The sequence below is a fragment of the Mycobacterium neglectum genome (assembly GCF_002591975.1).
GTDB classification, from domain to species: domain Bacteria; phylum Actinomycetota; class Actinomycetes; order Mycobacteriales; family Mycobacteriaceae; genus Mycobacterium; species Mycobacterium neglectum.
Genome location: NZ_NVQE01000006.1, coordinates 69,096 through 90,881 on the forward strand (window position 1 = coordinate 69,096; position 21,786 = coordinate 90,881).

General features: G+C 66.0%; 20 protein-coding genes. 13 read left to right on the plus strand and 7 right to left on the minus strand.

The window, feature by feature from the left end:
* Window positions 1-2: 2 nt before the first annotated feature.
* Window positions 3-1,232, minus strand: a complete 1,230-nt coding sequence (locus CSQ99_RS07190; RefSeq protein WP_099038375.1) for a cytochrome P450 — start codon at window positions 1,230-1,232, stop codon at window positions 3-5.
* A 47-nt stretch (window positions 1,233-1,279) separates the two neighbouring features.
* The gene (locus CSQ99_RS07195; protein WP_099038376.1) at window positions 1,280-2,434 is read right to left on the minus strand and encodes an NAD(P)/FAD-dependent oxidoreductase; all 1,155 of its coding nucleotides are present in this window, start codon (window positions 2,432-2,434) and stop codon (window positions 1,280-1,282) included.
* Between the two features lie 52 nt (window positions 2,435-2,486).
* On the opposite strand from CSQ99_RS07195, the gene purD reads away from it, so the two are divergent.
* Entirely contained in the window at window positions 2,487-3,758 is a 1,272-nt protein-coding gene (gene purD / locus CSQ99_RS07200) for a phosphoribosylamine--glycine ligase (protein ID WP_099038377.1), read from the plus strand.
* Here purD and CSQ99_RS07205 read toward each other — a convergent pair.
* Complete coding sequence (locus CSQ99_RS07205) at window positions 3,755-4,570, minus strand: alpha/beta hydrolase (RefSeq protein WP_176560913.1); 816 nt, start codon at window positions 4,568-4,570, stop codon at window positions 3,755-3,757. The two genes, purD and CSQ99_RS07205, sit on opposite strands and share 4 nt — an antisense overlap.
* A 130-nt stretch (window positions 4,571-4,700) precedes the next feature.
* Here CSQ99_RS07205 and CSQ99_RS07210 point away from each other — a divergent pair, with 130 nt between their 5' ends.
* Genes CSQ99_RS07210 through CSQ99_RS07220 form a run of 3 tightly spaced genes read left to right on the plus strand, consistent with a single transcriptional unit; the run spans window position 4,701 to window position 7,793 of the window.
* Window positions 4,701-5,330: a TetR/AcrR family transcriptional regulator gene (locus tag CSQ99_RS07210; RefSeq protein WP_099038484.1), complete on the plus strand. Its 630-nt coding sequence runs from the start codon at window positions 4,701-4,703 to the stop codon at window positions 5,328-5,330.
* A gap of 41 nt (window positions 5,331-5,371) precedes the next feature.
* Window positions 5,372-6,373 carry an SDR family NAD(P)-dependent oxidoreductase gene (locus CSQ99_RS07215; RefSeq protein WP_099038378.1) on the plus strand — a complete coding sequence of 334 codons (1,002 nt, stop codon included), beginning with the start codon at window positions 5,372-5,374 and terminating at the stop codon, window positions 6,371-6,373.
* A complete protein-coding gene (locus CSQ99_RS07220; protein ID WP_099038379.1) occupies window positions 6,366-7,793 on the plus strand; it encodes an APC family permease in 1,428 nt (475 codons plus the stop codon). The genes CSQ99_RS07215 and CSQ99_RS07220 overlap by 8 nt, the downstream gene beginning before the upstream one ends.
* On the opposite strand, the gene relZ is transcribed toward CSQ99_RS07220, so the two are convergent.
* On the minus strand, window positions 7,790-9,511 hold the full coding sequence (gene relZ / locus CSQ99_RS07225) for a bifunctional ribonuclease/(p)ppGpp synthase (protein WP_099038380.1): 1,722 nt from the start codon (window positions 9,509-9,511) through the stop codon (window positions 7,790-7,792). The two genes, CSQ99_RS07220 and relZ, sit on opposite strands and share 4 nt — an antisense overlap.
* Before the next feature lie 54 nt (window positions 9,512-9,565).
* Between relZ and purB the strand changes: the two genes are divergently transcribed.
* Genes purB through CSQ99_RS07240 form a run of 3 tightly spaced genes read left to right on the plus strand, consistent with a single transcriptional unit; the run spans window position 9,566 to window position 13,139 of the window.
* A complete protein-coding gene (gene purB, locus CSQ99_RS07230) occupies window positions 9,566-10,984 on the plus strand; it encodes an adenylosuccinate lyase (RefSeq protein WP_099038485.1) in 1,419 nt (472 codons plus the stop codon).
* Window positions 10,985-10,989: 5 nt separating this feature from the next.
* The gene (locus CSQ99_RS07235; protein ID WP_425437793.1) at window positions 10,990-12,216 is read left to right on the plus strand and encodes a cytochrome P450; all 1,227 of its coding nucleotides are present in this window, start codon (window positions 10,990-10,992) and stop codon (window positions 12,214-12,216) included.
* Window positions 12,213-13,139 carry a tellurite resistance/C4-dicarboxylate transporter family protein gene (locus tag CSQ99_RS07240; protein WP_281258459.1) on the plus strand — a complete coding sequence of 309 codons (927 nt, stop codon included), beginning with the start codon at window positions 12,213-12,215 and terminating at the stop codon, window positions 13,137-13,139. The genes CSQ99_RS07235 and CSQ99_RS07240 overlap by 4 nt, the downstream gene beginning before the upstream one ends.
* Here the strand turns inward: CSQ99_RS07240 and CSQ99_RS07245 are convergent.
* Window positions 13,063-13,926 (minus strand): type IV toxin-antitoxin system AbiEi family antitoxin domain-containing protein, encoded by an 864-nt coding sequence (locus tag CSQ99_RS07245; RefSeq protein ID WP_099038486.1) that lies wholly within the window; start codon window positions 13,924-13,926, stop codon window positions 13,063-13,065. The genes CSQ99_RS07240 and CSQ99_RS07245 overlap by 77 nt on opposite strands.
* Before the next feature lie 100 nt (window positions 13,927-14,026).
* Window positions 14,027-14,647: a hypothetical protein gene (locus CSQ99_RS07250; RefSeq protein WP_099038382.1), complete on the minus strand. Its 621-nt coding sequence runs from the start codon at window positions 14,645-14,647 to the stop codon at window positions 14,027-14,029.
* A gap of 30 nt (window positions 14,648-14,677) precedes the next feature.
* On the opposite strand from CSQ99_RS07250, the gene CSQ99_RS07255 reads away from it, so the two are divergent.
* From CSQ99_RS07255 to CSQ99_RS07280, 6 genes are all read left to right on the plus strand, one after another.
* Window positions 14,678-15,565: a phosphoribosylaminoimidazolesuccinocarboxamide synthase gene (locus tag CSQ99_RS07255; RefSeq protein ID WP_099038383.1), complete on the plus strand. Its 888-nt coding sequence runs from the start codon at window positions 14,678-14,680 to the stop codon at window positions 15,563-15,565.
* On the plus strand, window positions 15,562-17,709 hold the full coding sequence (locus CSQ99_RS07260; RefSeq protein ID WP_099038384.1) for a S9 family peptidase: 2,148 nt from the start codon (window positions 15,562-15,564) through the stop codon (window positions 17,707-17,709). Before CSQ99_RS07255 ends, CSQ99_RS07260 begins: the two co-directional genes overlap by 4 nt.
* 29 nt (window positions 17,710-17,738) lie before the next feature.
* Window positions 17,739-18,296, plus strand: coding sequence for a TetR/AcrR family transcriptional regulator (locus CSQ99_RS07265; protein ID WP_099038385.1), 558 nt, complete (start codon window positions 17,739-17,741; stop codon window positions 18,294-18,296).
* Between the two features lie 10 nt (window positions 18,297-18,306).
* Complete coding sequence (locus tag CSQ99_RS07270) at window positions 18,307-18,798, plus strand: glutathione peroxidase (RefSeq protein WP_099038386.1); 492 nt, start codon at window positions 18,307-18,309, stop codon at window positions 18,796-18,798.
* Between the two features lie 72 nt (window positions 18,799-18,870).
* Window positions 18,871-19,575 (plus strand): DUF2334 domain-containing protein, encoded by a 705-nt coding sequence (locus CSQ99_RS07275; protein ID WP_099038387.1) that lies wholly within the window; start codon window positions 18,871-18,873, stop codon window positions 19,573-19,575.
* A gap of 23 nt (window positions 19,576-19,598) precedes the next feature.
* The gene (locus CSQ99_RS07280; RefSeq protein ID WP_099038388.1) at window positions 19,599-21,242 is read left to right on the plus strand and encodes an FAD-binding dehydrogenase; all 1,644 of its coding nucleotides are present in this window, start codon (window positions 19,599-19,601) and stop codon (window positions 21,240-21,242) included.
* Here the strand turns inward: CSQ99_RS07280 and CSQ99_RS07285 are convergent.
* Window positions 21,239-21,781, minus strand: coding sequence for a hypothetical protein (locus CSQ99_RS07285; protein ID WP_099038389.1), 543 nt, complete (start codon window positions 21,779-21,781; stop codon window positions 21,239-21,241). The genes CSQ99_RS07280 and CSQ99_RS07285 overlap by 4 nt on opposite strands.
* Window positions 21,782-21,786 lie beyond the last annotated feature (5 nt).

Below are 21,786 nucleotides of genomic sequence, written 5' to 3' on the forward strand. Positions count from 1 at the left end.
TCTCAGCCGCCGAAAGAGACGGGCAGCGCCTTGACCCCGTTGATCCAGCCTGACCTAAGCCGTTGCGGTTCATCCAGTTTGGCGATGTTGGGAATCTGATCAGCCAGCTCGTTGAAGATCAGCTTGATTTCCATGCGAGCGAGGTTCGCACCGATGCAGAAGTGCGCGCCATTGCCACCGAACGCCAGATGCGGGTTGGGATTGCGCAGGATGTTGAATTCGAAGGGAGAATCGAACACGTCCTCGTCGAAGTTCGCCGAACTGTAGAAGAGGCCCACACGCTGCCCTTCGCGGATCATGACACCGCCGATCTCGTTGTCTGCCAACGCAGTTCGCTGGAAGCAGTGCACAGGGGTGGCCCAGCGGATAATTTCGTCGACCGCGGTGTCCGGCCGGTCCCGCTTGAACAGCTCCCACTGGTCGGGGTTCTCGAAGAACGCGTTGATGCCGTGGGTCATGGCGTTGCGGGTGGTCTCGTTGCCTGCCACGGCCAGCAGGATGACGAAGAACGCGAACTCGACATCGCCGAGCGATTCGCCGTCGATGTCGGCCTGAATCAGGCGCGTGACGATGTCATCGGCCGGACAGCGCCGGCGATCTTCGGCCATGGTGTATGCGTAGCCCATGAGCTCGGCGTTGGCCGTCGTGGGATCGGAGTCGAAATCCGGATCGTCGGTGTTCATGATCGAGTTGGTCCAGTGAAAGAGCTTCTCGCGGTCGGCCTCGGGCACGCCGATCAGGTCGGCGATCGCCAGCAGGGGCAGGCTCATCGCGATGTCGTCGACGAAGTCCCCGCTCCCCTTTGCCTTCGCCGCACCGACGATCTCACGTGCGGCGACGGCCAACTTCTCCTCGAGCGCGGCGACCGAGCGCGGGGTGAACAGCCGCGACACGATCTTGCGCAGCCGGGTGTGCTCGGGGGCGTCATGGTTGATCAACAGAGCCTTGGTCAGGTCGAGCTGCTCGCTGGTGACGCCGTCGGGCAGCCGCATCACAGCGCCCTTGCGGTTGGTGGACCACAGGTCGCTGTTGCGGGAGATCGACTTGATGTCCTCGTGGCGGGTGATCACCCAGTAGCCGCCGTCGTCGAAGATCGATTCCTGCTGGTCGTTCCACCACACTGGCGCTGTCTTGCGCAGTTCGGCGAACTCGGTGACGGGAATTCCCTGCAGCAGGACGTCGGGGTCGGTGAAGTCGAAACCCGCGCCGAAGGGGCATGTGCTCTGCGTCATAGTGCGACCATACACTGCTAAGTCCAGTGTATGGCCAACGATGTCGGTCAGCGCGTTCCTACCGGCGCCGGCGAACCTTCCTTGATCAGGCGCTCGCCGAGGTCGTAGTCATCGTCGGCGTTGAGCGTGAGCACCCCGACTGTGACGCCGCCGCGCTCGTACCACACCGTGAAGCCGTCGTCGTGGCGCAGCAACCGACTCGACTCGTAGCCGTCGCCCCATGAGTGGTACTTGACGTCGCTGTCGCCGATGCTCGTCCAGAAGCCCGGCACGCCGTCCCACTGCGCGTCGACACCGGCGGCAGATGCACCCGCGATCGCGCCCTGGTCGGCAGCGTCCTGCCAGTGTTCGGTCGCTATCCGACGGCCCGCCGTTCTGTTGTAAGCCAGCGCGACATCGCCGGCCGCGAAGATGTTGGGTGCCGATGTCACCATGCCGGCCCCGACGACGACTCGTGATTGTTCGATGTTCAGTCCGGCGGCCTCAGCGGCACCGCTATTCGGGGCGACGCCGGTAGCCGCCAGCACGAGGTCGCATTCGATGCTCACGTCGCTGTCGAGCTGGACTGCGCCGTCGTGGATCGCGTCGACAGAGACACCGCCGACGTATCGCACGCCGGCCTCTTCGACCAGCCGCAGGAGTTGTTCGCCGGCCTCCCGTCCGAGTCGCTTCTCCTGTGGAACATCCTGCGGAGCAACGAGAGTGACCGATACACCGCGTCGAGCCAGTGATGCTGCGGCCTCGCAGCCGATGAAACCGGCGCCGACGACGACCGCGGACCGCGCTTTTGAACCCGCCGTCCGCAGTCGCTCGGCATCTGACAGCGAGCGCAGCTGCAGGGCCCGTTCGCCGCCGGTCACCGGAAGCGGCGACGGTGTCGCGCCTGCGGCCAATATCAGCGCATGGTAGGTGTGCGGTTCGCCATCGACGACGACGAAACCGGCTTCGGCGTCAAAGCGGTCCAGCTCGACCCCCTGCATGAGTTCGATGCCGCGGTCAGCGAACCAGGACCGCGGATGCAACGCCACATCGTCGGTTTCGCCGCGCAGAAAGTCCTTGCTCAGCGGCGGGCGTTCGTAGGGAAGTGCGGGATCCGCGCTGATGAGGCGAACGGGCAGCGTGCTGTTGTGCGCGCGGAACGCTTCGGCGGCGCCGACGCCCGCTGGCCCGCTGCCGATGACGATCAGTTCGGGTTCGGTCATCGCGGACGGATACCCGAAGCGTCATCGACGTATGCGATTAAGGTGTTCGCTTGTGCGAGTCCTGGTGATCGGATCCGGTGCCCGTGAACATGCGTTGCTGCTTGCACTGCGCCGAGACCCCGAGGTCGACGCGCTGGCCGTCGCGCCGGGCAACGCCGGGACCGCGATCATCGCCGACCAGTACGACGTCGACATCACCTCGGGCGACGCCGTCGTCAAGCTGGCTCAGCGCATCGGCTCCGACCTGGTGGTGGTCGGGCCCGAGGTTCCGTTGGTACTCGGGGTGGCCGATGCGGTGCGAAGCGCGGGCATCGCCTGCTTCGGGCCCACGAAGGACGCCGCGCGCATCGAAGGTTCGAAAGCGTTCGCCAAGGATGTGATGGCCGCCGCGGGGGTGCGCACCGCGATCAGTGAGATCGTCGACAACCCCGCCAACCTCGACGCGGCGCTCGACCGCTTCGGTCCACCGAGCGGTGACCCGTCGTGGGTGGTCAAGGACGACGGTCTGGCCGCGGGCAAGGGCGTCGTGGTCACCGCCGATCGCGACACGGCCCGGGCGCACGCGGCCAGCCTGCTCGACTCCGGGCACCCGGTACTGCTCGAGTCGTTCCTCGACGGTCCCGAGGTGTCGTTGTTCTGTGTCGTCGACGGCGAGACCGTAGTACCGCTGCTGGCAGCCCAGGACTTCAAGCGTGTCGGCGACGGGGACACCGGACCCAACACCGGCGGCATGGGCGCCTACGCCCCGCTGCCGTGGCTGCCCGACGACGTGGTCGCCTCGATTGTCGACGACGTCGTGAAACCCGTTGCGGCCGAACTGGTCAAGCGCGGCAGCGCATTCTCTGGCCTGCTCTACGCCGGGTTGGCGATCACTTCGCGGGGGCCCGCGGTGGTCGAATTCAACTGCCGCTTCGGCGATCCTGAGACCCAGGCCGTGCTGGCGTTGCTGGAAACCCCGCTGGGCCAGCTGCTGCACGCCGCCGCCACCGGACATCTTGCCGACCAGCCGACGCTGGTTTGGCGAGACGGCGCATCGGTAACGGTCGTGGTCGCCGCCGAGAACTATCCGGGTCGGCCGCGAGTGGGCGATGTCATCACCGGTTCGGAAGCCGACGGCGTGCTGCATGCGGGGACTTCGCGTCGCGACGACGGCGCGATCGTCTCGTCAGGAGGTCGGGTCCTGTCGGTGGTGGGAACGGGCGCCGACCTGAATGCAGCACGCGAGGCCGCCTACCACTTGATCAAGTCGATTCGCCTGCCGGGCAGCCACTTTCGCAGCGATATCGGGCTGGCTGCGGCCGAGGGCCGGGTTTCGGTCTCTTAGGCCACCAGAAGGGGTGCCATCCAGGCGACCTCGGCGGGCAGCTGCGAGCTCCAGTAGGCGCCGTCATGTCCGCCGGGGGAGAACCCGCCTGCCGGCGGATTGGCCAACTGGGCGATGAACTGCTGCGTCGCCGCGTGGAACGGATCGCTGTCGCCGCAGTCGATCCGGATAGGAATCGAATTGAGCGCGGGCAGTCCCCAGACACTGTTGGCCTCGTAGTCGTCGGCGCCGTCGAACGCACCCGGTGCCGCCGCGCCGGATGACGTCCACAGTGCCGGGCTGACTGCGGTGATCGCCGCGGTGCGCGCGGCGCCGAGTCGCGCGCCGAGCAGCAGTGCGCCGTAGCCGCCCATCGACCAACCGAGAAACGCGACGCGTGATGTGTCGAGGCCTTGATCGCCGAGCATCGGGATCAGTTCATTGAGCACCATCGCGCCGGAGTCCTCACCGGAGGCACGCTTGTGCCAGTAGCTGCCGCCCCCATCGACCGCGACCACCGCGACCGGCGGGATACCGGCGGCGACCGCCTGCGCCAAACCGCCCTCGACACCGCCCGCCATGACGCCCGCGGCATCCTGGCCCTTGCCGTGCAGAGCGATGATCGGACGCAGCGGGGAGGTCTGGCCGGGAGGGCGCGCGATCGCCCAGTTGGTCGCCACTCCGCCACGGGCCGCCGAAACGAATGAACCGTCGACATATGTCGGGGCGGCGACCGCGGCCGGCGACAGCCGCAGGGCCGCCGCCCCCGCCACCGCGCCGGCACCGAGGCGCAGAAGGGCGCGTCGACTCAGTTCTGGCATGGCGGCCATCATGCCATCGGCGCCTCAGGGGCCTCAGGGGTAGCCGACGGGAGGGGGCGGCGGTGAGCAGAAGTGCGGACTTCTCTGTGTAAAGCCTGATGATTGGCCGAAAGCCCGATGCCGTGCCGTGGAGACTGGCAGCATGCCTTACGTGACAGCAGCAGTCACTCCAAAGGGGGAGCGAAGGCGCTATGCGCTGGTCAGCGCTGCTGCCGACCTGCTGTGCGAAGGCGGGTTCGACGCAGTGCGGCACCGCGCGGTGGCGCGTCGCGCCGGGCTGCCCTTGGCGTCCACGACGTACTACTTCTCCTCGCTCGAGGACTTGATCGCGAAGGCTGTCGAGTACGCGGGCACCCGCGAAGCCGAGCAACTGCAAGTGCGGGTGTCCACCCTGTCGCGGCGGCGCCGCGGTGCGGAGTCGACGGCCGACATCCTGGTCGATCTTCTGGTCGGCGAAGCGAACGGGCTGCGGGTCACCGAGCAGTTGATCTCCCGGTATGAGCGCTACATTGCGTGCGCGCGCCAACCCGGACTCCGCGATATCGAGCGACGCATCCTGCAGCAGCGCACCGATGCGGTCGTCGAGGCCGTCGAGCGGTCGGGGCGGGCCGTCCGGGTGGAACTGCTCACGGCGTTGGTGTGCGCCGTCGACGGTGCGGTGGTTGCGGCGCTGGTGGGCGATGGTGACGGACCCCGCGCGACCGCGCGTGCGACATTGATCGACGTCATCGACGTGCTCGCGCCGATCGACGAACACGTAGCCCAGGTCTGACCGAAGTTTGCGCGCTTCGCATCCTGGATAACTAGCATCCGATGAAGTTCACCAAGATACTCGACGACGCATTGGACCGATCTGTCGTACTCGGGTACACCAAGCTCGGCTCACGACTGCGACGGACCTGGTGGCCGGCCGATCCGCAACCAAAGGCGATGGCAGGCAAGCGCGTTCTGGTCACGGGCGCGACGGCAGGTATCGGGGAGGCCATCGCCCGTTCCTTCGCCGAACTCGATGCGACCGTCCACCTGCTGGGCCGAAATCCGGACAAGGTCAGTCACTCGGCGGGCGAGATCCGGCGGCTGGTTCCCGGTGCGATGGTGGTCGAAGAGGTCTGCGATGTGTCCGACCTCGACGCTGTGCGTGCGTGGTGCGAAGACCTCTCCGGCCGCATAGAAGAACTCCACGGCGTGGTGCACAACGCCGGCGCGATGCCGAAGGAGCGCATCGAGACACCCCAGGGGCACGAGACCCAATTGGCCTGCCATGTTCTGGGTCCGCACCTGATGACCGATCGACTGTTTCCGTTACTTCGCGACGCACACGGCGCATCGGTCGTCTTCATGTCCTCCGGTGGCATGTACACAACGCCCCTGTCGGTCGATGACTTGGAATCGAAATCCGGTGACTACAACGGCGTTCGGGTCTACGCACGGACGAAGCGGATGCAGGTGGTGCTCGCCGAGGCATGGGCGCGCAGGCTTTCCGGTGTGTCGGGCTACGACATCCGCGTCGAGAGTATGCACCCGGGTTGGGTTGAGACGCCCGGCGTCGCTGACGCCTTGCCGCTGTTCCGAGTGGTGACACGCCCACTGTTGCGCGATACTGCAGACGGCGCAGACACTGCGGTCTGGCTCGTCGCGACCCGGCCAGAATCTGTCGCGGGCCACTTCTGGCACGACAGGGCCCAGCGCCCAACGACGTTCGGGTGGCAGCGCGCCGAGGATCCCGAACTGGTTGCGCAATTCCTCGACGCGGTGTGCGCGATGACCGGAACAATGCAGTTCACCCAGAACTGGCAGGAGACGCGCCATGACTAAGCCGGAAACCGTGGATCAGCAGCCGGAGTTGAAGCGGGTGATGGGCCCGGGACTGCTCTTGCTGTTCGTCGTCGGCGACATTCTCGGCACGGGCGTCTATGCGCTGACCGGCCAGGTCGCCGGCGAGGTCGGCGGCGCGGCGTGGCTGCCGTTCCTGATCGCGTTCGTAATAGCGACCATCACCGCGTTCTCGTATCTGGAACTGGTGACCAAGTATCCGCAGGCCGCTGGTGCAGCGCTATACGCGCACAAAGCATTCGGCATCCACTTCTTCACCTTCATCGTCGCGTTCGTCGTGATGTGCTCCGGCATCACCTCTGCGTCGACCGCCTCACAGGCCTTCGCGTCCAATCTGATCAAGGGATTCGGATTGGATTGGGGCAAGGTCGGTATCGCGGCCATCGCCTTGTTCTTCATGGCCGGGCTGGCTGCGATCAACCTTCGTGGTGTCAGTGAAAGTGTCAAGCTCAACGTCGGTTTGACGATCGTTGAGATCACCGGCCTGCTGTTGGTCATCGTGGTGGGGCTGTGGGCGTTCACACAGGGCGGCGACAACCTCGACTTCTCCCGCATCATCCTCTTCGAAAGTGAAGGTGAGCGAAGCACTTTCGTTGCCGTCACCGCAGCGACCTCGCTGGCCTTCTTTGCGATGGTCGGCTTCGAGGACTCGGTTAACATGGCCGAGGAGACCAAGGATCCGGTGCGGATCTTCCCGAAGGTTCTGCTGAGCGGCTTGACGATCGCAGGCATCGTCTACGTGCTGGTGTCGATCATCGCAGTGGCCCTGGTGCCGATCGGTGAACTCACGGCGAGCAAGACACCGCTGGTCGATGTCGTCGAGGCCGCGGCGCCAGGCCTGCCGATCGGCACACTGTTCCCGTTCATCACCATGTTCGCGGTGTCGAACACCGCTTTGATCAACATGCTGATGGCCAGCCGATTGATCTACGGCATGGCGCGTCAACACGTCCTGCCCCCGGTGTTGGGGTCGGTGCACAAGACCCGGCGCACGCCCTGGATCGCGATTCTGTTCACCACCACGATCGCGTTCGGGCTGATCTTCTACGTGTCCGCGTTCGCCAGTGATTCGGCGATCTCGGTGTTGGGTGGCACGACATCGCTGCTGCTGCTCGCGGTGTTCGCGATGGTCAACGTTGCGGTGCTGGTGTTGCGTCGAGACGTCAAGGAAAGCGGCGGACACTTCAAGACGCCGACGGCACTTCCGGTGATCGGCTGCATCGCCTCGCTGTATCTCGTCACACCGTTGTCCGGTCGTCCGGGAACCCAGTACCTGCTCGCCGGGATTCTGCTGCTCATCGGGATCGTGCTGTTCGGCGTCACGCTGCTGATCAACAAACAGCTCGGGATCAAGCAGAAGGGCATCACCGATCCGACCCAGCTGGCCGAGACGCCGGACTAGGCCTCGCCGTTTCGGAGCCGTTTGAGCCGCTCGCCCAACAGCTCCACGCGGTGGGCGTTGCCGTGCAGGTGTAGGTAGCGCTCGTCGAAGACGTCCAGCAGCGCGTCGTCGAGACGGCGCACCGCTCCTGGCGGGTAGCGATAGCCCATCCTCTTGTTGATCGCGCCCGCGTCGACGGAATCCAGCACGGTACTCAACTCGTCGAGCGACGTGATTCCGAGTTCCAGTAGTAGCCCCGAGATCCAGGCGTAGTGGTCGGTACGTGACCAGCCCGCGTCGGCATATCGGTTGCCCAGATACGTCGCCAGCACCGGCGTCGCGATCCTGGGATCGGTCTCGTCGACGGCCGTCTCGTCCTCGGACGCAGTGGCGCGCAGCCGCTCGCGGATGGCGGTGAACTCGCGATCGGCCAGTTCGAGTAGCCCCGCCGCCAACGTGAACCGTCGATCCAGGTCCGGTGCGTGCTCGGCGGGAATCGAACCCTTGTAGCGGATCTCGTGTTCGAACTCCGCCCAGGCGTGTTGCAGCACGGTGCGCACCTGGATCGACGCGGGCTGCTGTTCGCCTCCGACGCCGACGAGCAGGTGCCTGCTGGCATAGCCCCAGCGGCCCTCGCGTGCAGTTTCCAGACCCATGTCGCGGTCGTCCAGGAGTTGCATTTCGTCGGCGAGCAGCGTCACCACCGCGTCGACGTCCTCGCGCAGATACGTGATGATCCGCAGCCCGATCTGGTCGGTGATCTCGACCAGCGGGTCGCTGAAGAGTCTTCGGCCGTCCACGGTTCGCTCAGCCTTGGCGGCGAACGACTCCACGCTCTTGGTGCGCGCCGTGATGCTGAGGTAGTTGATGCCGGCGTCATCGAGAAACGCCGTCACCAATTGGAGGTACTTCTCGGTGACGGCTTCCAAGGTGGGGCGGCGGGCCTCGTAGTCGGAGACGGCCGTGGGAGCGCTTGCCGGAATCGGTTCCGGCGGTTGCGGAGTCAGCCCGGCAGGCAGAGTCGGGGTGAGGATGTACCCGGTGTCGGCGTCACCGTAGAGGGTCACGTCATCGGGGCGGCGTACGGCATAGAGCGCCACGTAGGCGCAGAGCACGGCATCGACCGGATCCTCGGCTCGACGTAATTCGCTTTTACGCGTTGCGGTTTCGACCGAATGGCGCAGCCGCTGCCAGTCCTCGAACTTGGCGACGTGCAGCGGGACCTCCGCATCCGCAAGGCCCTCGATGAGGTTCATCAGCCGCAGAAGTTCGGACTGCAAGGTGTCGCGTTTGCGTCCCTGCTTGTGCTTGTACTTCAGCGTGCGACCGAGCCGGAAGAGCGCCACCGATGCGGCGTGTGGGTAGACCTCCAACGCACGGCGGGGCCGCGGCGAGTGCGGGTCGAGGTCCAGGTCCATCGCGGCGGCCAGGCGCGCGCCGCGCGTTCCGTTGGCGAACTCCGGTTTGCCGGTGTTGGACGGGTGGGCGCCGGCCTCGAAGCCACGGAAATCGCGGTTCAGGGCGGCCTCGCACGGTCGATTGCCGGTCGGGTTCGTCACGATCAGCGGCGCGTCGATGCCGACCACGCAGTCGTCGGCGACGAAGGCTTCGGTCGCGGCCAGGATGCTCGCGTCGTCGGTCTGGGTGGAAATGTGCAGGAGGGCACCGTCGGCGTTGATCACCGCGACGCCCGTGGGCTTGACTTCACCCCACGCAAGATCGAGCCCGACGAAGTGCATAGTGGCTACCTTGCCTTATTTGTCCTCGTATGCGGCGTCGTAAGCTGTGTGTTTGTGACCATCCCGAATGTGCTGGCCAACCGCTACGCCAGCGACGAGATGGTGGCCATCTGGTCACCGGAGGCCAAGGTTGTCGCCGAGCGTCGGTTGTGGCTGGCGGTTCTGCGTGCGCAGGCCGAATTGGGCGTCAACGTCCCGTCGGGCGTGGTTGAGGACTACGAGGCCGTGCTCACCGACGTCGACCTGTCCTCGATCGCGGCGCGCGAGCGCGTGACCCGTCATGACGTCAAGGCGCGCATCGAGGAGTTCAACGCGCTGGCCGGTCACGAGCACGTGCACAAGGGAATGACGAGCCGCGACCTCACCGAGAACGTCGAGCAGCTGCAGATACGCCGGTCGTTGGAGTTGGCGCATTCGCACGGAGTCGCGGTGGTCGCGCGGCTGGCCGAGCGGGCCGTCGTCTACCGCGACCTGGTGATGGCGGGTCGCAGCCATAACGTCGCGGCACAGGCCACCACGTTGGGAAAGCGATTCGCATCGGCCGCCGAGGAGATGTTGGTCGCGCTGACGCGACTGCGCGAGCTGATCGACCGCTACCCGCTGCGCGGTATCAAGGGCCCGATGGGCACCGCGCAAGACATGCTCGATCTGTTTGACGGCGATACCGCCCGGCTTGCTCAGCTGGAGGCGCGGATCGCCGAATTCCTCGGTTTCACAGAGATTTTCACCAGCGTCGGACAGGTGTATCCGCGGTCGCTGGACCACGACGTCGTCTCCGCTCTGGTGCAGGTCGGCGCGGGACCGTCGTCCATGGCGCACACGATCCGGCTGATGGCGGGCCACGAACTGGTGACCGAGGGCTTTGCGCCCGGCCAGGTCGGCTCGTCGGCGATGCCGCACAAGATGAACACCCGATCGTGCGAGCGGGTCAACGGCTTGCAGGTGGTGCTGCGCGGCTACGCATCGATGGCCGCCGAACTCGCGGGCGCGCAGTGGAACGAGGGCGACGTGTTCTGCTCGGTGGTCCGGCGGGTGGCGTTGCCCGATGCGTTCTTCGCGCTCGACGGCCAGACCGAGACATTCCTGACCGTACTCGACGAATTCGGCGCCTACCCCGCGGTGATCCAGCGGGAGCTGGACCGCTATCTGCCGTTCCTGGCCACCACACGAATCCTGATCGCGGCGGTGCGCGCGGGGGTCGGTCGAGAGACCGCACACGAGGTGATCTCCGAACACGCTGTCGCGGTGGCGTTGGCGATGCGGGAGAAGGGTTCCGAGCCCGACCTGCTGGACCGGTTGGCCGCCGACCCGCGACTGCCGCTGGACCGGGTGTCGCTGGACGCGGCCCTGGCGGACAAGCAGGCGTTCACGGGTGCGGCGGGTGACCAGGTCGACCGGGTCGTCGAGGCGGTGGGCGAGTTGGTCAGCCGTTATCCGGAGGCGGCCAAGTACACCTCCGGCGCGATCCTGTGACCTCATTGGCGGGTGCGCTCGCCGAGATCGACTTCACCGATCTCGACAACTTCGCCAACGGGTTTCCGCACGAGCTCTTTGCGGTCCACCGTCGCGAGGCACCCGTCTACTGGCACGAACCTACGGCCAACACCCCCGACGGCGAAGGATTCTGGTCCATCGCGACGCACGCGGAAACCCTTGCGGTTTTCCGGGATCCGGCGACGTACTCGTCGGTGACCGGTGGCACGCGACCGTTCGGAGGCACGCTGCTGCAGGATCTGGCAGTCGCCGGTCAGGTCCTCAACATGATGGATGACCCGCGACATTCGCACATCCGCAGACTCGTGAGTTCGGGTCTGACGCCACGGATGATCGCCCGTGTCGAAGATGATCTGCGTGTCCGCACCCGTCGGCTACTCGATGCCGTGACGCCGGGGGAGCCGTTCGATTTTCTGGTCGACGTGGCCGCCGAGCTGCCGATGCAGCTGATCTGCATTCTATTGGGAGTTCCTGAAACCGAACGGCATTGGCTGTTCGAGGCGATCGAGCCGCAGTTCGACTTCGGTGGCTCTCGCAAAGCGTCCGTCGGGCAGTTGACTGCCGAGGAAGCCGGGTCGCGGATGTACACCTACGGTCAGGAACTGATCGCATCGAAGCGGGCCGCACAGACCGACGACATGCTGTCGGTGGTGGCGAATGCGACCGTGGAGGACGAAAGCCTCTCGGACATGGAGCTTTATCTGTTCTTCAGCCTGCTGTTCAGCGCCGGTGCGGAAACCACGCGCAACTCCGTCGCAGGAGGGCTGCTTGCGTTGATCGACAACCCCGACCAATTCGTCGCGCTGCGTTCGGATCTGGAGCATCTGCCCACCGCTGTCGAGGAGATGGTGCGGTGGACGTCGCCGTCGCCGTCCAAGCGGCGGACCGCGACACGCGTCGTGGAGCTTGCCGGCTGCCAGATCGAGGCCGGTCAGAAGGTGCAGATCTGGGAGGGTTCGGCGAATCGTGATCCTCTGGCGTTCGCGAATCCCGACACGTTCGACATCTCGCGTAAGCCCAATCCGCACTTGGGGTTCGGCCAAGGCGTGCACTACTGCCTCGGCGCCAACCTGGCTCGCCTGGAGTTAAGGGTCCTCTACGAGGAGTTGCTGACGCGGTTCGGATCGGTGCGGCTGGTCAGGCCCGTGGAGTGGACGCGTAGCAACCGGCACACGGGTATCCGCCATCTGGTGGTCGAACTCCGGCCGTGAGATCTGACGTATTCGCGGCGGTCATGGCGACCGGCGTTGTGTCGATCGCCGCCGCGGACCACGGCTTCAACGTCATCAGCGAGATTCTCATTGTCGTTGCGGCTGTGACGTTGCCGGTGTTGATGGTCATGGTGGCCAGGGCTTGGCGCGAATTCGACATGCGCGATCCCAACGTGACGCTGCCGCTGTTCACCTATATCGCCGCGTGCGCCGTCGTCGGGGCCCGGTTGGCCGAGCATCGCATCGTGTTGTGGGTGTTGGCGGGCATGGCGTTGCAGGGCTGGCTGTCGTTGATGCCGCTTGCCGTCCGATCGATGTGGCGACACCGGTGGACCGGTCTGCGCGACCGCGCCCGCGGGGGGTGGGAACTCGCCGCGGTGGCCACGTCGGGACTGGCGATCGTCTCAGCCGAACTCGACATCCTCTTTTGGGCGGTGGTGTTCTGGGTGCTGGGCATTTGCGTATATCTGGCGATGACCGCTTTGGTGCTCTGGCGGGTGCGGCACGATGGGGCGTCGCCGGAACTGGTACAGCCAGACGTCTGGATTCTGATGGGCGGCATAGCGATTGCGACGCTGGCCGGCGATCATGTGCACCACGTCATGATTCCCGGACCAATTGCCGACGGCGTGCGCGCGGTGACGGTCGAGACATGGATCGTGGCGACGGCGTGGATCCCGGTGCTCGTCTACGTGGCTTTCCGACGATCGGTGGGCCTTGGCTGGCCCGCGGTCTTCCCGCTCGGCATGTACTCGTCGGCGACGTACGCGATGGCCGTCGAGACCGGCTTGCGGTGGTTCGTCGAGATCTCGCTGACGTTCTTCTGGATCGCGTTCGTGGCGTGGCTCATCGTGGCTGGCGGAGAGCTCGTGCGATTTCGGCGATCACGCGCTGCGGATGCTGCGTCAGATCCAGCCACGTGAATCTCAGTACTTGCCAACCGTTGAGCGCGATGGCGTTCTGGCGCTTGCGGTCGGTCTGGAATACCTCTTGGTCACTGTGGAAGGCCCACCCGTCAGCTTCGATCGCGACTTTCTCCTTGACGAACCCAACGTCGACCTTGTAGCCGCTCACGGGGTAATTCGTCTGCCATCCAGTGAACCCCGCATCCCGCAGGAGTTTGACCAGTATCCGCTCGGCCTCCGAGCGCGCGCCATCCTCGGCGGCCTGGAGCAGCAATCGGGCTGCGGGCGCGCCATGCCTGCCTTTGTTGCGGAGGTGTGCCCGCCAGAGCTGGGTGAGCTCGACCTGACGCTGCAGGGCGCCGTCCATCAACTCGGCGCCGCCGCGCTGCCGAACGGCGGCTTCGATGACGGTCAACGGCAGTGTCGTCACCCGGAGGCCATTGCGTTCGACGATTTCCTTCGGCGAGAGGTCACGCCGTCGTGTGCGGACGCCGTACCGGCGGCGATGATTGCTGATTCTCGGCACCGTTACCTCGACGACTTCCGGCGCAAATCTACTGATCCCGTGCCACCACGCGGCGGCCAGTCCGCTCGCTGTCGCCAATGGGCCACATGACCACACCGCCGCCCGGACTCTCGCCGCGTCGGTGAAGGGTCGATCGTCGGCGAAGAAGACGCCAGGCGTGCATCGCAGCCATGCGCCAGATCGGACCCGTCTGTTGACAGCGTCGTGACTGAGGCCGGCCGCCCGCGCCTGGGCGAGCGTGATGATGCCGTCTTGGTCGCGGAGATAATCCTCGAGCACGCTGAATAGACGGTGGGCCGCCGCTTCGCGGTTCCAACCGTCGCGATATGTGCACGAAAATCGGCGCGTGCCGCCGGAAATCGTGCACAAATCGCACGCTTTAGCGGCGGACGCGTCGGACCCCGGCTGCGCGCAACTCGAGCGCCGCCAGACCCTGTATCGCGTCCGAATCGTAGCGGCGCCACGCGCCTACGGGGTCCGCGTGCACCGCCAGCAGCTTCGTCAACGGTCGGTTGGCCAGCGCCCGCATCGCCAGCAACTGCTCGCCCGCTGGCGTCCGCGCCAGCGTGATCGCAACCCACTTGCGGCGGAAGAACCGGATGCGCAGGAACAGCCACGGCATCGCGACGAACAGAATCGGCGGCGCGGCCACCGCCAATGCCAATACCCACGCCAGCCACGACGCCGTCGAGTCGAGGCTCTGCCCGGCACCGGCGATGTCGAGGGCCGCCTCGGCCGCCGCCCGCAGCGGTTTGGCCAGCGAGTCCCCGACGAGCGGGAAGTCGTCGGTGCTGTCGCCGGCCGAGTTGAGGTTGTCGGCGACGCCGTTGGCGCCGTGCTGCACTTGACGGCCGACTTCGGCGATTGTGGACACGGCGGCGTGGACAGCCATGCCGACCAACACCCAGATCACACTCCAGATGATCACGATGATGTCGCTGATCAGCTGGGCCAGCAGGCGCGACGGCGTGGTGGCATAGGGAAGAAACCGCGAACTCATGAACCAGATGCTGCCCGATAGGCTGGCCCGATGCGCCCCGCTCTGTCCGACTACCAGCATCTGGCCAGCGGCAAGGTTCGCGAGTTGTATCGGATCGACGACGGGCACCTGCTGTTTGTCGCGACCGATCGCATCTCGGCCTTCGACTACATCCTCGACAGTCAGATTCCCGACAAGGGCCGGATCCTGACCGCCATGAGCGTGTTCTTCTTCGACTACCTCAACGCGCCCAACCATCTGGCGGGCCCGCCCGACGACGAGCGCATCCCCGAAGAAGTGCTCGGTCGCGCGTTGGTGGTCACCGAACTCGAGATGATGCCCGTGGAGGCGGTGGCCCGCGGCTACCTGACCGGCTCCGGGCTGATCGACTACGAGAAGACGGGCTCGGTGTGCGGCATCGCGCTGCCCCAGGGTCTGGTCGAAGCAAGCAAGTTCGCCGAGCCGTTGTTCACCCCGGCGACCAAAGCCGAACTCGGAGCCCACGACGAGAACATCTCGTTCGACGACGTGATCGAGATGGTCGGCGCCGTGCGGGCCACCCAACTGCGTGAGCGCACCCTGCAGACCTACATCCAGGGCGCCGACCATGCGCTGACCAAGGGCATCATCGTCGCCGACACCAAGTTCGAGTTCGGCGTCGACAAGAGCGGCGAGCTGCGACTGGCCGACGAGATCTTCACGCCGGACTCGTCGCGTTACTGGCGCGCCGACGAGTACCAGGCGGGAGTCGTGCAGAACAGCTTCGACAAGCAGTTCGTCCGCAACTGGTTGATCGGCCCCGAATCTGGCTGGAACCGCCACGGGGACAAACCGCCGCCGCCCCTGCCCGCCGACATTATCGATGCGACGCGTGCGCGTTATATCGAAGCCTACGAACGTATCTCGAGTCTGAAGTTCGACGATTGGATCGGCGCATGAGGCCACCAATTGCCAAGAGGATCGACGCTCGTCGGGAACATCATGGCGATGTCTTCGTCGACCCGTATGAGTGGATGCGCGAGAAGTCCGACCCCGAGGTGATCGATTACCTCAGGGCCGAGAACGACTACACCGACAAGGCCACTGAACCTCTCGCGGAATTGCGGCAGAAGATCTTCGACGAGATCAAGGCCCGCACCAAAGAGACCGACCTGTCGGTTCCGACCAGACGCGGTAACTGGTGGTACTACGGCCGGAGCTTCGAGGGCAAGCAGTACAACGTGCACTGCCGTTGCCCGATCGGCGATTTCGATGACTGGGTGCCGCCGCAGCTCGACGAGCAGACCGAGATTCCCGGCGAGCAGATCCTGATCGACGAGAACGCCGAGGCCGACGGCCACGAATTCTTCAGCCTCGGCGCAGCGGGGGTCAGCCTGGACGGCAACGTCCTGGCCTACTCGGTCGATACCAAGGGCGACGAGCGATACACGTTGCGGTTCAAGGACTTGCGAACCGGATCGATGTACGACGACGAGATCGTCGGCATCGCCGCCGGTGTCACATGGGCCGCCGACAACCGCACTGTTTACTACACGACGGTCGATGACGCGTGGCGTCCGGACACCGTGTGGCGCCACCGCATCGGATCCGGTCTGCCCGCCGAACGCGTCTACCACGAGCCCGACGAGAAGTTCTGGCTCGCGGTCGGGCGCACACGCAGCGACAAGTACATCCTCATCGCGTCGGGCAGCGCGGTCACCACCGAGGTCAGCTACGGCGACGCCGCCGACCCACAGACTGAGTTCACCCCGGTGTGGCCGCGCCGCGAACTCGTCGAGTACTCGGTGGAGCACGCCATCGTCGGCGGTGAAGACCGATTCCTGATCCTGCACAACGACGGCGCGGAGAACTTCACGCTCGTCGAGGCGCCCGTGGCCGACCCCACCTCCCTCCGGACGCTGATCGAGCACCGCGACGACGTGCGACTTGACGCCGTCGACGCCTTCGAGGGGCACCTGGTAGTCAGCTACCGCGCCGAGGCGTTGCCCAAGATCCAACTCTGGCCGATCCTCGATGGGGGAGCCGACGGCACCTACGGCCGCCCCGAGGAACTCACCTTCGAATCCGAACTCATGTCGGCCGGCCTTGGGGGAAACCCGAACTGGAGTTCGCCGAAGCTGCGGATAGGTGCCACCTCGTTCGTCGTCCCGGTGCGGATCTATGACGTAGACCTCGCGTCGGGCGAGCGCACGCTACTGCGCGAGCAACCGGTGCTCGGCGACTACCGACCCGAGGACTACGTGGAGCGCCGCGACTGGGCCGTCGCCGCCGACGGCGCACGGGTTCCGATCTCGATCGTCCACCGCATCGGCCTGCAGTACCCGGCACCGACGCTGTTGTACGGCTACGGGGCCTACGAGTCGTGCGAGGACCCGCGGTTCTCCATCGCCAGGCTTTCGTTGCTCGACCGCGGCATGGTGTTCGCGGTCGCGCATGTACGCGGTGGCGGTGAGCTCGGTCGACCGTGGTACGAACACGGAAAGCTCCTCGAGAAGAAGAACACCTTCACCGACTTCATCACCGTTGCACAGCATCTCGTCGACACCGATGTCACGCGGGCCGACACCATGGTCGCGTACGGCGGCAGCGCGGGCGGGCTGCTGGTCGGCGCGGTCGCCAACATGGCTCCCGAACTGTTCGCGGGCGTCCTGGCCCTGGTGCCGTTCGTCGACCCGCTGACCACGATCCTCGACCCGTCACTGCCGCTGACTGTCACCGAATGGGACGAATGGGGAAACCCGTTGCAGGACAGCGATGTGTACAACTACATGAAGTCCTACTCGCCGTACGAGAACGTCGAGCCCAGGAACTATCCGCCCATCCTGGCCATGACATCGCTGAACGACACCAGGGTGTTGTACGTCGAGCCGGCGAAATGGGTGGCCGCGCTGAGGCATACGCAGTCCGGGGCGCCCACGGTGCTGCTCAAGACCGAAATGAACGCCGGCCACGGCGGCATCAGCGGACGTTACGAGCGTTGGAAGGAAGCGGCGTTCCAGTACGCCTGGCTACTGGACGTCGCAACGGCCAACCACGAGGGTGGCGCCTACGAAGACGATCTGCTGGACCGTTCGCAGCACTGATCTAGGCATTGTCAAGATAAGATGTCGCCATGAGCAGGGATGCCTACCACCACGGCGACCTGAAGGCGGTGATCCTGGCCCGGGCCGCCGACCTGGTGGCCGAGCGCGGCGCGGACGCGATCTCGCTCCGGGAGCTGGCCCGTGCCGCGGGGGTGTCACATGCCGCGCCCGCACACCACTTCACCGACCGTCGCGGGCTGTTCACGTCCCTGGCCGCCGAGGGATGGCGCAAGTTGGCCGCCGCCCTCGATGGTGCACGGCCCGAGTTCATCGACGCCGCAATGGCGTACGTGCGGTTCGCACTCGACCATCCCGGGCACTACGCGGTCATGTTCGATCGTTCGCTCGTGGATCCCGAGAACGCGGAGTTGATCGCCGCACAGGACGCGGCGGGCGCCGAACTCGCCCGGGGTGTGGGCACCCTCGACGACGCACGCGCCAAGAAGGATCCCGACAGCGCGGGGCTGGCCGCATGGTCTCTGGTGCACGGGTTTTCACTGCTGTGGCTGAACGGCAACATCGACGACAAGGCCGATCCGATGGAGGCGGTACACCGCGTCGCGGGGATGCTTTTCAAGAGCAGGTAGCGTGCGGGGCATGACCGACCTCACCGACATCGCACTGACCACGCTCGACGGCCAACCGACCACGCTGGGCCAACTCGCGGACGGCGCGGCGCTCGTGGTCAACGTCGCCTCCAAGTGTGGCCTCACGCCGCAGTACACGGCCCTGGAGCGGCTGGCCAAGGACTACCGCGACCGCGGGCTCACCGTCATCGGCGTGCCGTGCAATCAGTTCATGGGTCAGGAGCCCGGTTCGCCCGACGAGATCGCGGAATTCTGCTCGACCACCTACGGGGTGACGTTCCCGCTGCTGGCCAAGGCCGACGTCAACGGCGACGAACGGCACCCGTTGTACGCCGAGCTGACGAAGACGGCCGACGACGCAGGTGAGGCGGGCGACATCCAGTGGAACTTCGAGAAGTTCCTGCTCGCACCGGGCGGCACGGTAGTCAAGAGAATCCGGCCGCGGACCGAGCCGGACGCGCCCGAGGTCATCGCCGCCATCGAAGAGGTGCTGCCGCGGTAGCGGCACCGGATGGACAACTGCAGGCAGGGTGTCAGAAACCGTCGAGACACCTGAAATTGCCACAATGAGCGAGTGGCAGGACAACTGATCGTCTCGATTTCCGGGATCAGCGACCGCACACTGGCCGAGGTCGACGACTTCTGCCGCCAGCTCGGGTCGCGGAGCGTGCCGGTGTCGTTTCTGGTGGCTCCGCGGATCAAGGGCGGTTACCGGCTCGACGAAGACGCCCCCACTGTCGAGTGGCTGGCCGCCAGGCGCGAGGCCGGCGATTCCATCGTGCTGCACGGTTTCGACGAGGCGGCCACCAAGAAGCGACGCGGTGAGTTCGCGACTCTGCCTGCACACGAAGCGAACCTGCGACTGATGGCCGCCGACCGGGTGATGGAACACGTCGGCCTTCGCACACGTTTGTTCGCAGCGCCCGGCTGGCTGGTATCGCCGGGAACGGCGATGACGCTGCCTCGTAATGGTTTTCGTACTTTGGCGGCACTGGCCGAGATCACCGATCTGGTGCGTCACACGGCAGTGCGCGCTCGGGTGCTCGGCATCGGCGAGGGCTTTCTCAGTGAACCCTGGTGGTGCCGCACGTTGGTGCTGTCCGCCGAACGCACGGCTCGGCGCGACGGCATCGTGCGGGTCGCCGTCGCCGCCCGTCACCTGCGCAGGCCCGGGCCGCGCCAGGCAATGCTCGACGCCGTCGACCTCGCGCTCATGCACGGGTGCACCCCCGGCGTCTACGAGTGGACGCCATCGGGAGCATTGACATACGCCGCATAGCCGGTGCCCGCTAACGTGACGGCATGACTGACGCTGATGTCATCGTCGTTGGGGCAGGTCTTGCGGGTCTGGTCGCCGCGTGCGAACTCGTCGAACGCGGCCGCCGGGTCCTGATCGTCGACCAGGAGAACGCCGACAACGTCGGGGGCCAGGCGTACTGGTCGTTCGGCGGCCTGTTCTTCGTCGACAGCCCCGAACAGCGCCGATTGGGCATCCGTGACAGCCACGAGCTGGCGCTGCAGGACTGGCTCGGTGCGGCGGGATTCGACCGGCCCGAGGATCACTGGCCGCGGCAGTGGGCGCACGCCTACGTCGACTTCGCCGCAGGCGAGAAGCGTGGCTGGCTGCGCGAGCGCGGGCTGAAGACCTTTCCGGCGGTCGGGTGGGCCGAGCGCGGCGGCTACGACGCCCGCGGCCACGGGAACTCGGTGCCGCGCTTTCACATCACGTGGGGGACGGGGCCCGCGATCGTCGACGTCTTCGCCCGCCGCCTGCGCGACAACGCGAAAGTGACGTTCGCGCATCGCCGTCGCGTCGACGAGCTCATCGTCGAAGGCGGTGCCGTCGTCGGGGTGCGCGGTGCGGTACTGGAACCGTCGAACGCGGTCCGTGGTGAGAAGTCGTCGCGAAACACGGTCGGTGAATTCGAATTGCGGGCGCAGGCGGTGATCGTTGCCAGTGGTGGTATCGGAGGCAACCACGCCCTCGTCCGCCAGAACTGGCCCAAGCGGATGGGCCGCGTGCCTGAGCAATTGTTGAGCGGTGTGCCTGCCCATGTCGACGGCCGGATGATCGGCATCAGCGAGTCCGCCGGGGCGCGAGTGATCAACCGCGACAGGATGTGGCACTACACCGAGGGCATCACCAACTATGACCCGATCTGGCCGCTGCACGGTATCCGCATCATTCCCGGTCCGTCGTCGCTGTGGCTCGATGCCACCGGGAAGCGACTGCCGCCGCCGTTGTTCCCCGGTTTCGACACCCTCGGCACGCTGGAGTACATCGCCCAAACCGGCCACGACTACACGTGGTACGTCCTCAATTCCCGCATCATCGAGAAAGAATTCGGTCTGTCGGGTCAGGAGCAGAACCCCGATCTGACCGGCCGCAGCGTGCGTCAGGTGCTGGGCCGGGTCAGGCCAGGCGCACCCCCTCCGGTGCAGGCGTTCGTCGACAAGGGAGTCGACTTCGTGACGGCAAACTCGTTGCGGGAGTTGGTCTCCAAGATGAACGCGGTACCCGACGTCGAGCCACTCGACTACGGCATCGTGGAGGCGGAGGTCACCGCCCGCGACCGTGAGACCGTCAACAAGTTCAGCAAAGACAGCCAGATCACCGCGATCCACGGCGCGCGCGCGTTCCTGTCCGACAAGATCAGCCGGGTGGTGGCCCCGCACCAGATCACCGATCCCAAGGCTGGACCGCTGATCGCGGTGAAGTTGCATATTCTCACCCGAAAGTCGTTGGGCGGCCTGGAAACCGATCTCGACTCACGGGTGTTGAAGGCCGGCGGCGAACCGTTCAGTGGGCTGTACGCCGCGGGTGAGGCGGCCGGATTCGGAGGCGGGGGCGTCCACGGTTACCGCTCGCTGGAGGGCACCTTCCTCGGCGGATGTGTGTTCTCCGGTCGTGCCGCGGGACGGGCGGCCGCGAGGGACACCGCCTAGGGCAGGTCGATGGTCGTCGTGACGGACACGAGTTGCGGTGTCGACGGCGCCGACGAGAAGCCGAACCGCACCGGCGGGTGCAATGCCGTCACTGCGCCGAGATGCGTCCCGCGGTAGACCGCGTCGACGGCGTCGATCTTGCGCGTTCTCGTGACGCCGTAGTACTCGCGGCGGCCATGGCCCGCGCTGCCTGCGGTGCGCACGCCGGGCACCAGCCGAGCCGCAACCGGATCGATGACCCGTAGCCACGCCGGGGCGGATGCCAGGCGCGAGGGCACCAGCCGCAGCAGCGTGTCGAATGGCGCGGGGCCGCCAACCCGGCCCGAGATCTCGAGGTCAGGGCCGGCGAGGGTGAACCCGTCCCGCGATACTTCCGAACTCACATCGCCCAGTACTACCCGGTCAAATGTGTAAGTGGTGGAGACGAATTCGGCGATCGCGGTGCTCGGTGCGACGAGGACACGCTCACCGTCAGAGGTCTCGATCATGACGTCGGCGAACCGACCGAACGGCGACTGCAGCCATGATCCGACGACCATCCGGA

What these genes read in the sequence shown, in the direction of transcription:
- CSQ99_RS07265 (WP_099038385.1), top strand. Translation starts at nt 17,739, where the DNA reads ATGAGCAGGGATGCCTACCACCACGGCGACCTGAAGGCGGTGATCCTG.
- CSQ99_RS07255 (WP_099038383.1), top strand. Translation starts at nt 14,678, where the DNA reads ATGCGCCCCGCTCTGTCCGACTACCAGCATCTGGCCAGCGGCAAGGTT.
- CSQ99_RS07270 (WP_099038386.1), top strand. Translation starts at nt 18,307, where the DNA reads ATGACCGACCTCACCGACATCGCACTGACCACGCTCGACGGCCAACCG.
- CSQ99_RS07220 (WP_099038379.1), top strand. Translation starts at nt 6,366, where the DNA reads ATGACTAAGCCGGAAACCGTGGATCAGCAGCCGGAGTTGAAGCGGGTG.
- CSQ99_RS07260 (WP_099038384.1), top strand. Translation starts at nt 15,562, where the DNA reads ATGAGGCCACCAATTGCCAAGAGGATCGACGCTCGTCGGGAACATCAT.
- CSQ99_RS07285 (WP_099038389.1), bottom strand. Translation starts at nt 21,781, where the DNA reads ATGGTCGTCGGATCATGGCTGCAGTCGCCGTTCGGTCGGTTCGCCGAC.
- CSQ99_RS07205 (WP_176560913.1), bottom strand. Translation starts at nt 4,570, where the DNA reads ATGATGGCCGCCATGCCAGAACTGAGTCGACGCGCCCTTCTGCGCCTC.
- CSQ99_RS07250 (WP_099038382.1), bottom strand. Translation starts at nt 14,647, where the DNA reads ATGAGTTCGCGGTTTCTTCCCTATGCCACCACGCCGTCGCGCCTGCTG.
- CSQ99_RS07195 (WP_099038376.1), bottom strand. Translation starts at nt 2,434, where the DNA reads ATGACCGAACCCGAACTGATCGTCATCGGCAGCGGGCCAGCGGGCGTC.
- CSQ99_RS07215 (WP_099038378.1), top strand. Translation starts at nt 5,372, where the DNA reads ATGAAGTTCACCAAGATACTCGACGACGCATTGGACCGATCTGTCGTA.
- relZ (WP_099038380.1), bottom strand. Translation starts at nt 9,511, where the DNA reads ATGCACTTCGTCGGGCTCGATCTTGCGTGGGGTGAAGTCAAGCCCACG.
- CSQ99_RS07190 (WP_099038375.1), bottom strand. Translation starts at nt 1,232, where the DNA reads ATGACGCAGAGCACATGCCCCTTCGGCGCGGGTTTCGACTTCACCGAC.
- CSQ99_RS07280 (WP_099038388.1), top strand. Translation starts at nt 19,599, where the DNA reads ATGACTGACGCTGATGTCATCGTCGTTGGGGCAGGTCTTGCGGGTCTG.
- CSQ99_RS07210 (WP_099038484.1), top strand. Translation starts at nt 4,701, where the DNA reads ATGCCTTACGTGACAGCAGCAGTCACTCCAAAGGGGGAGCGAAGGCGC.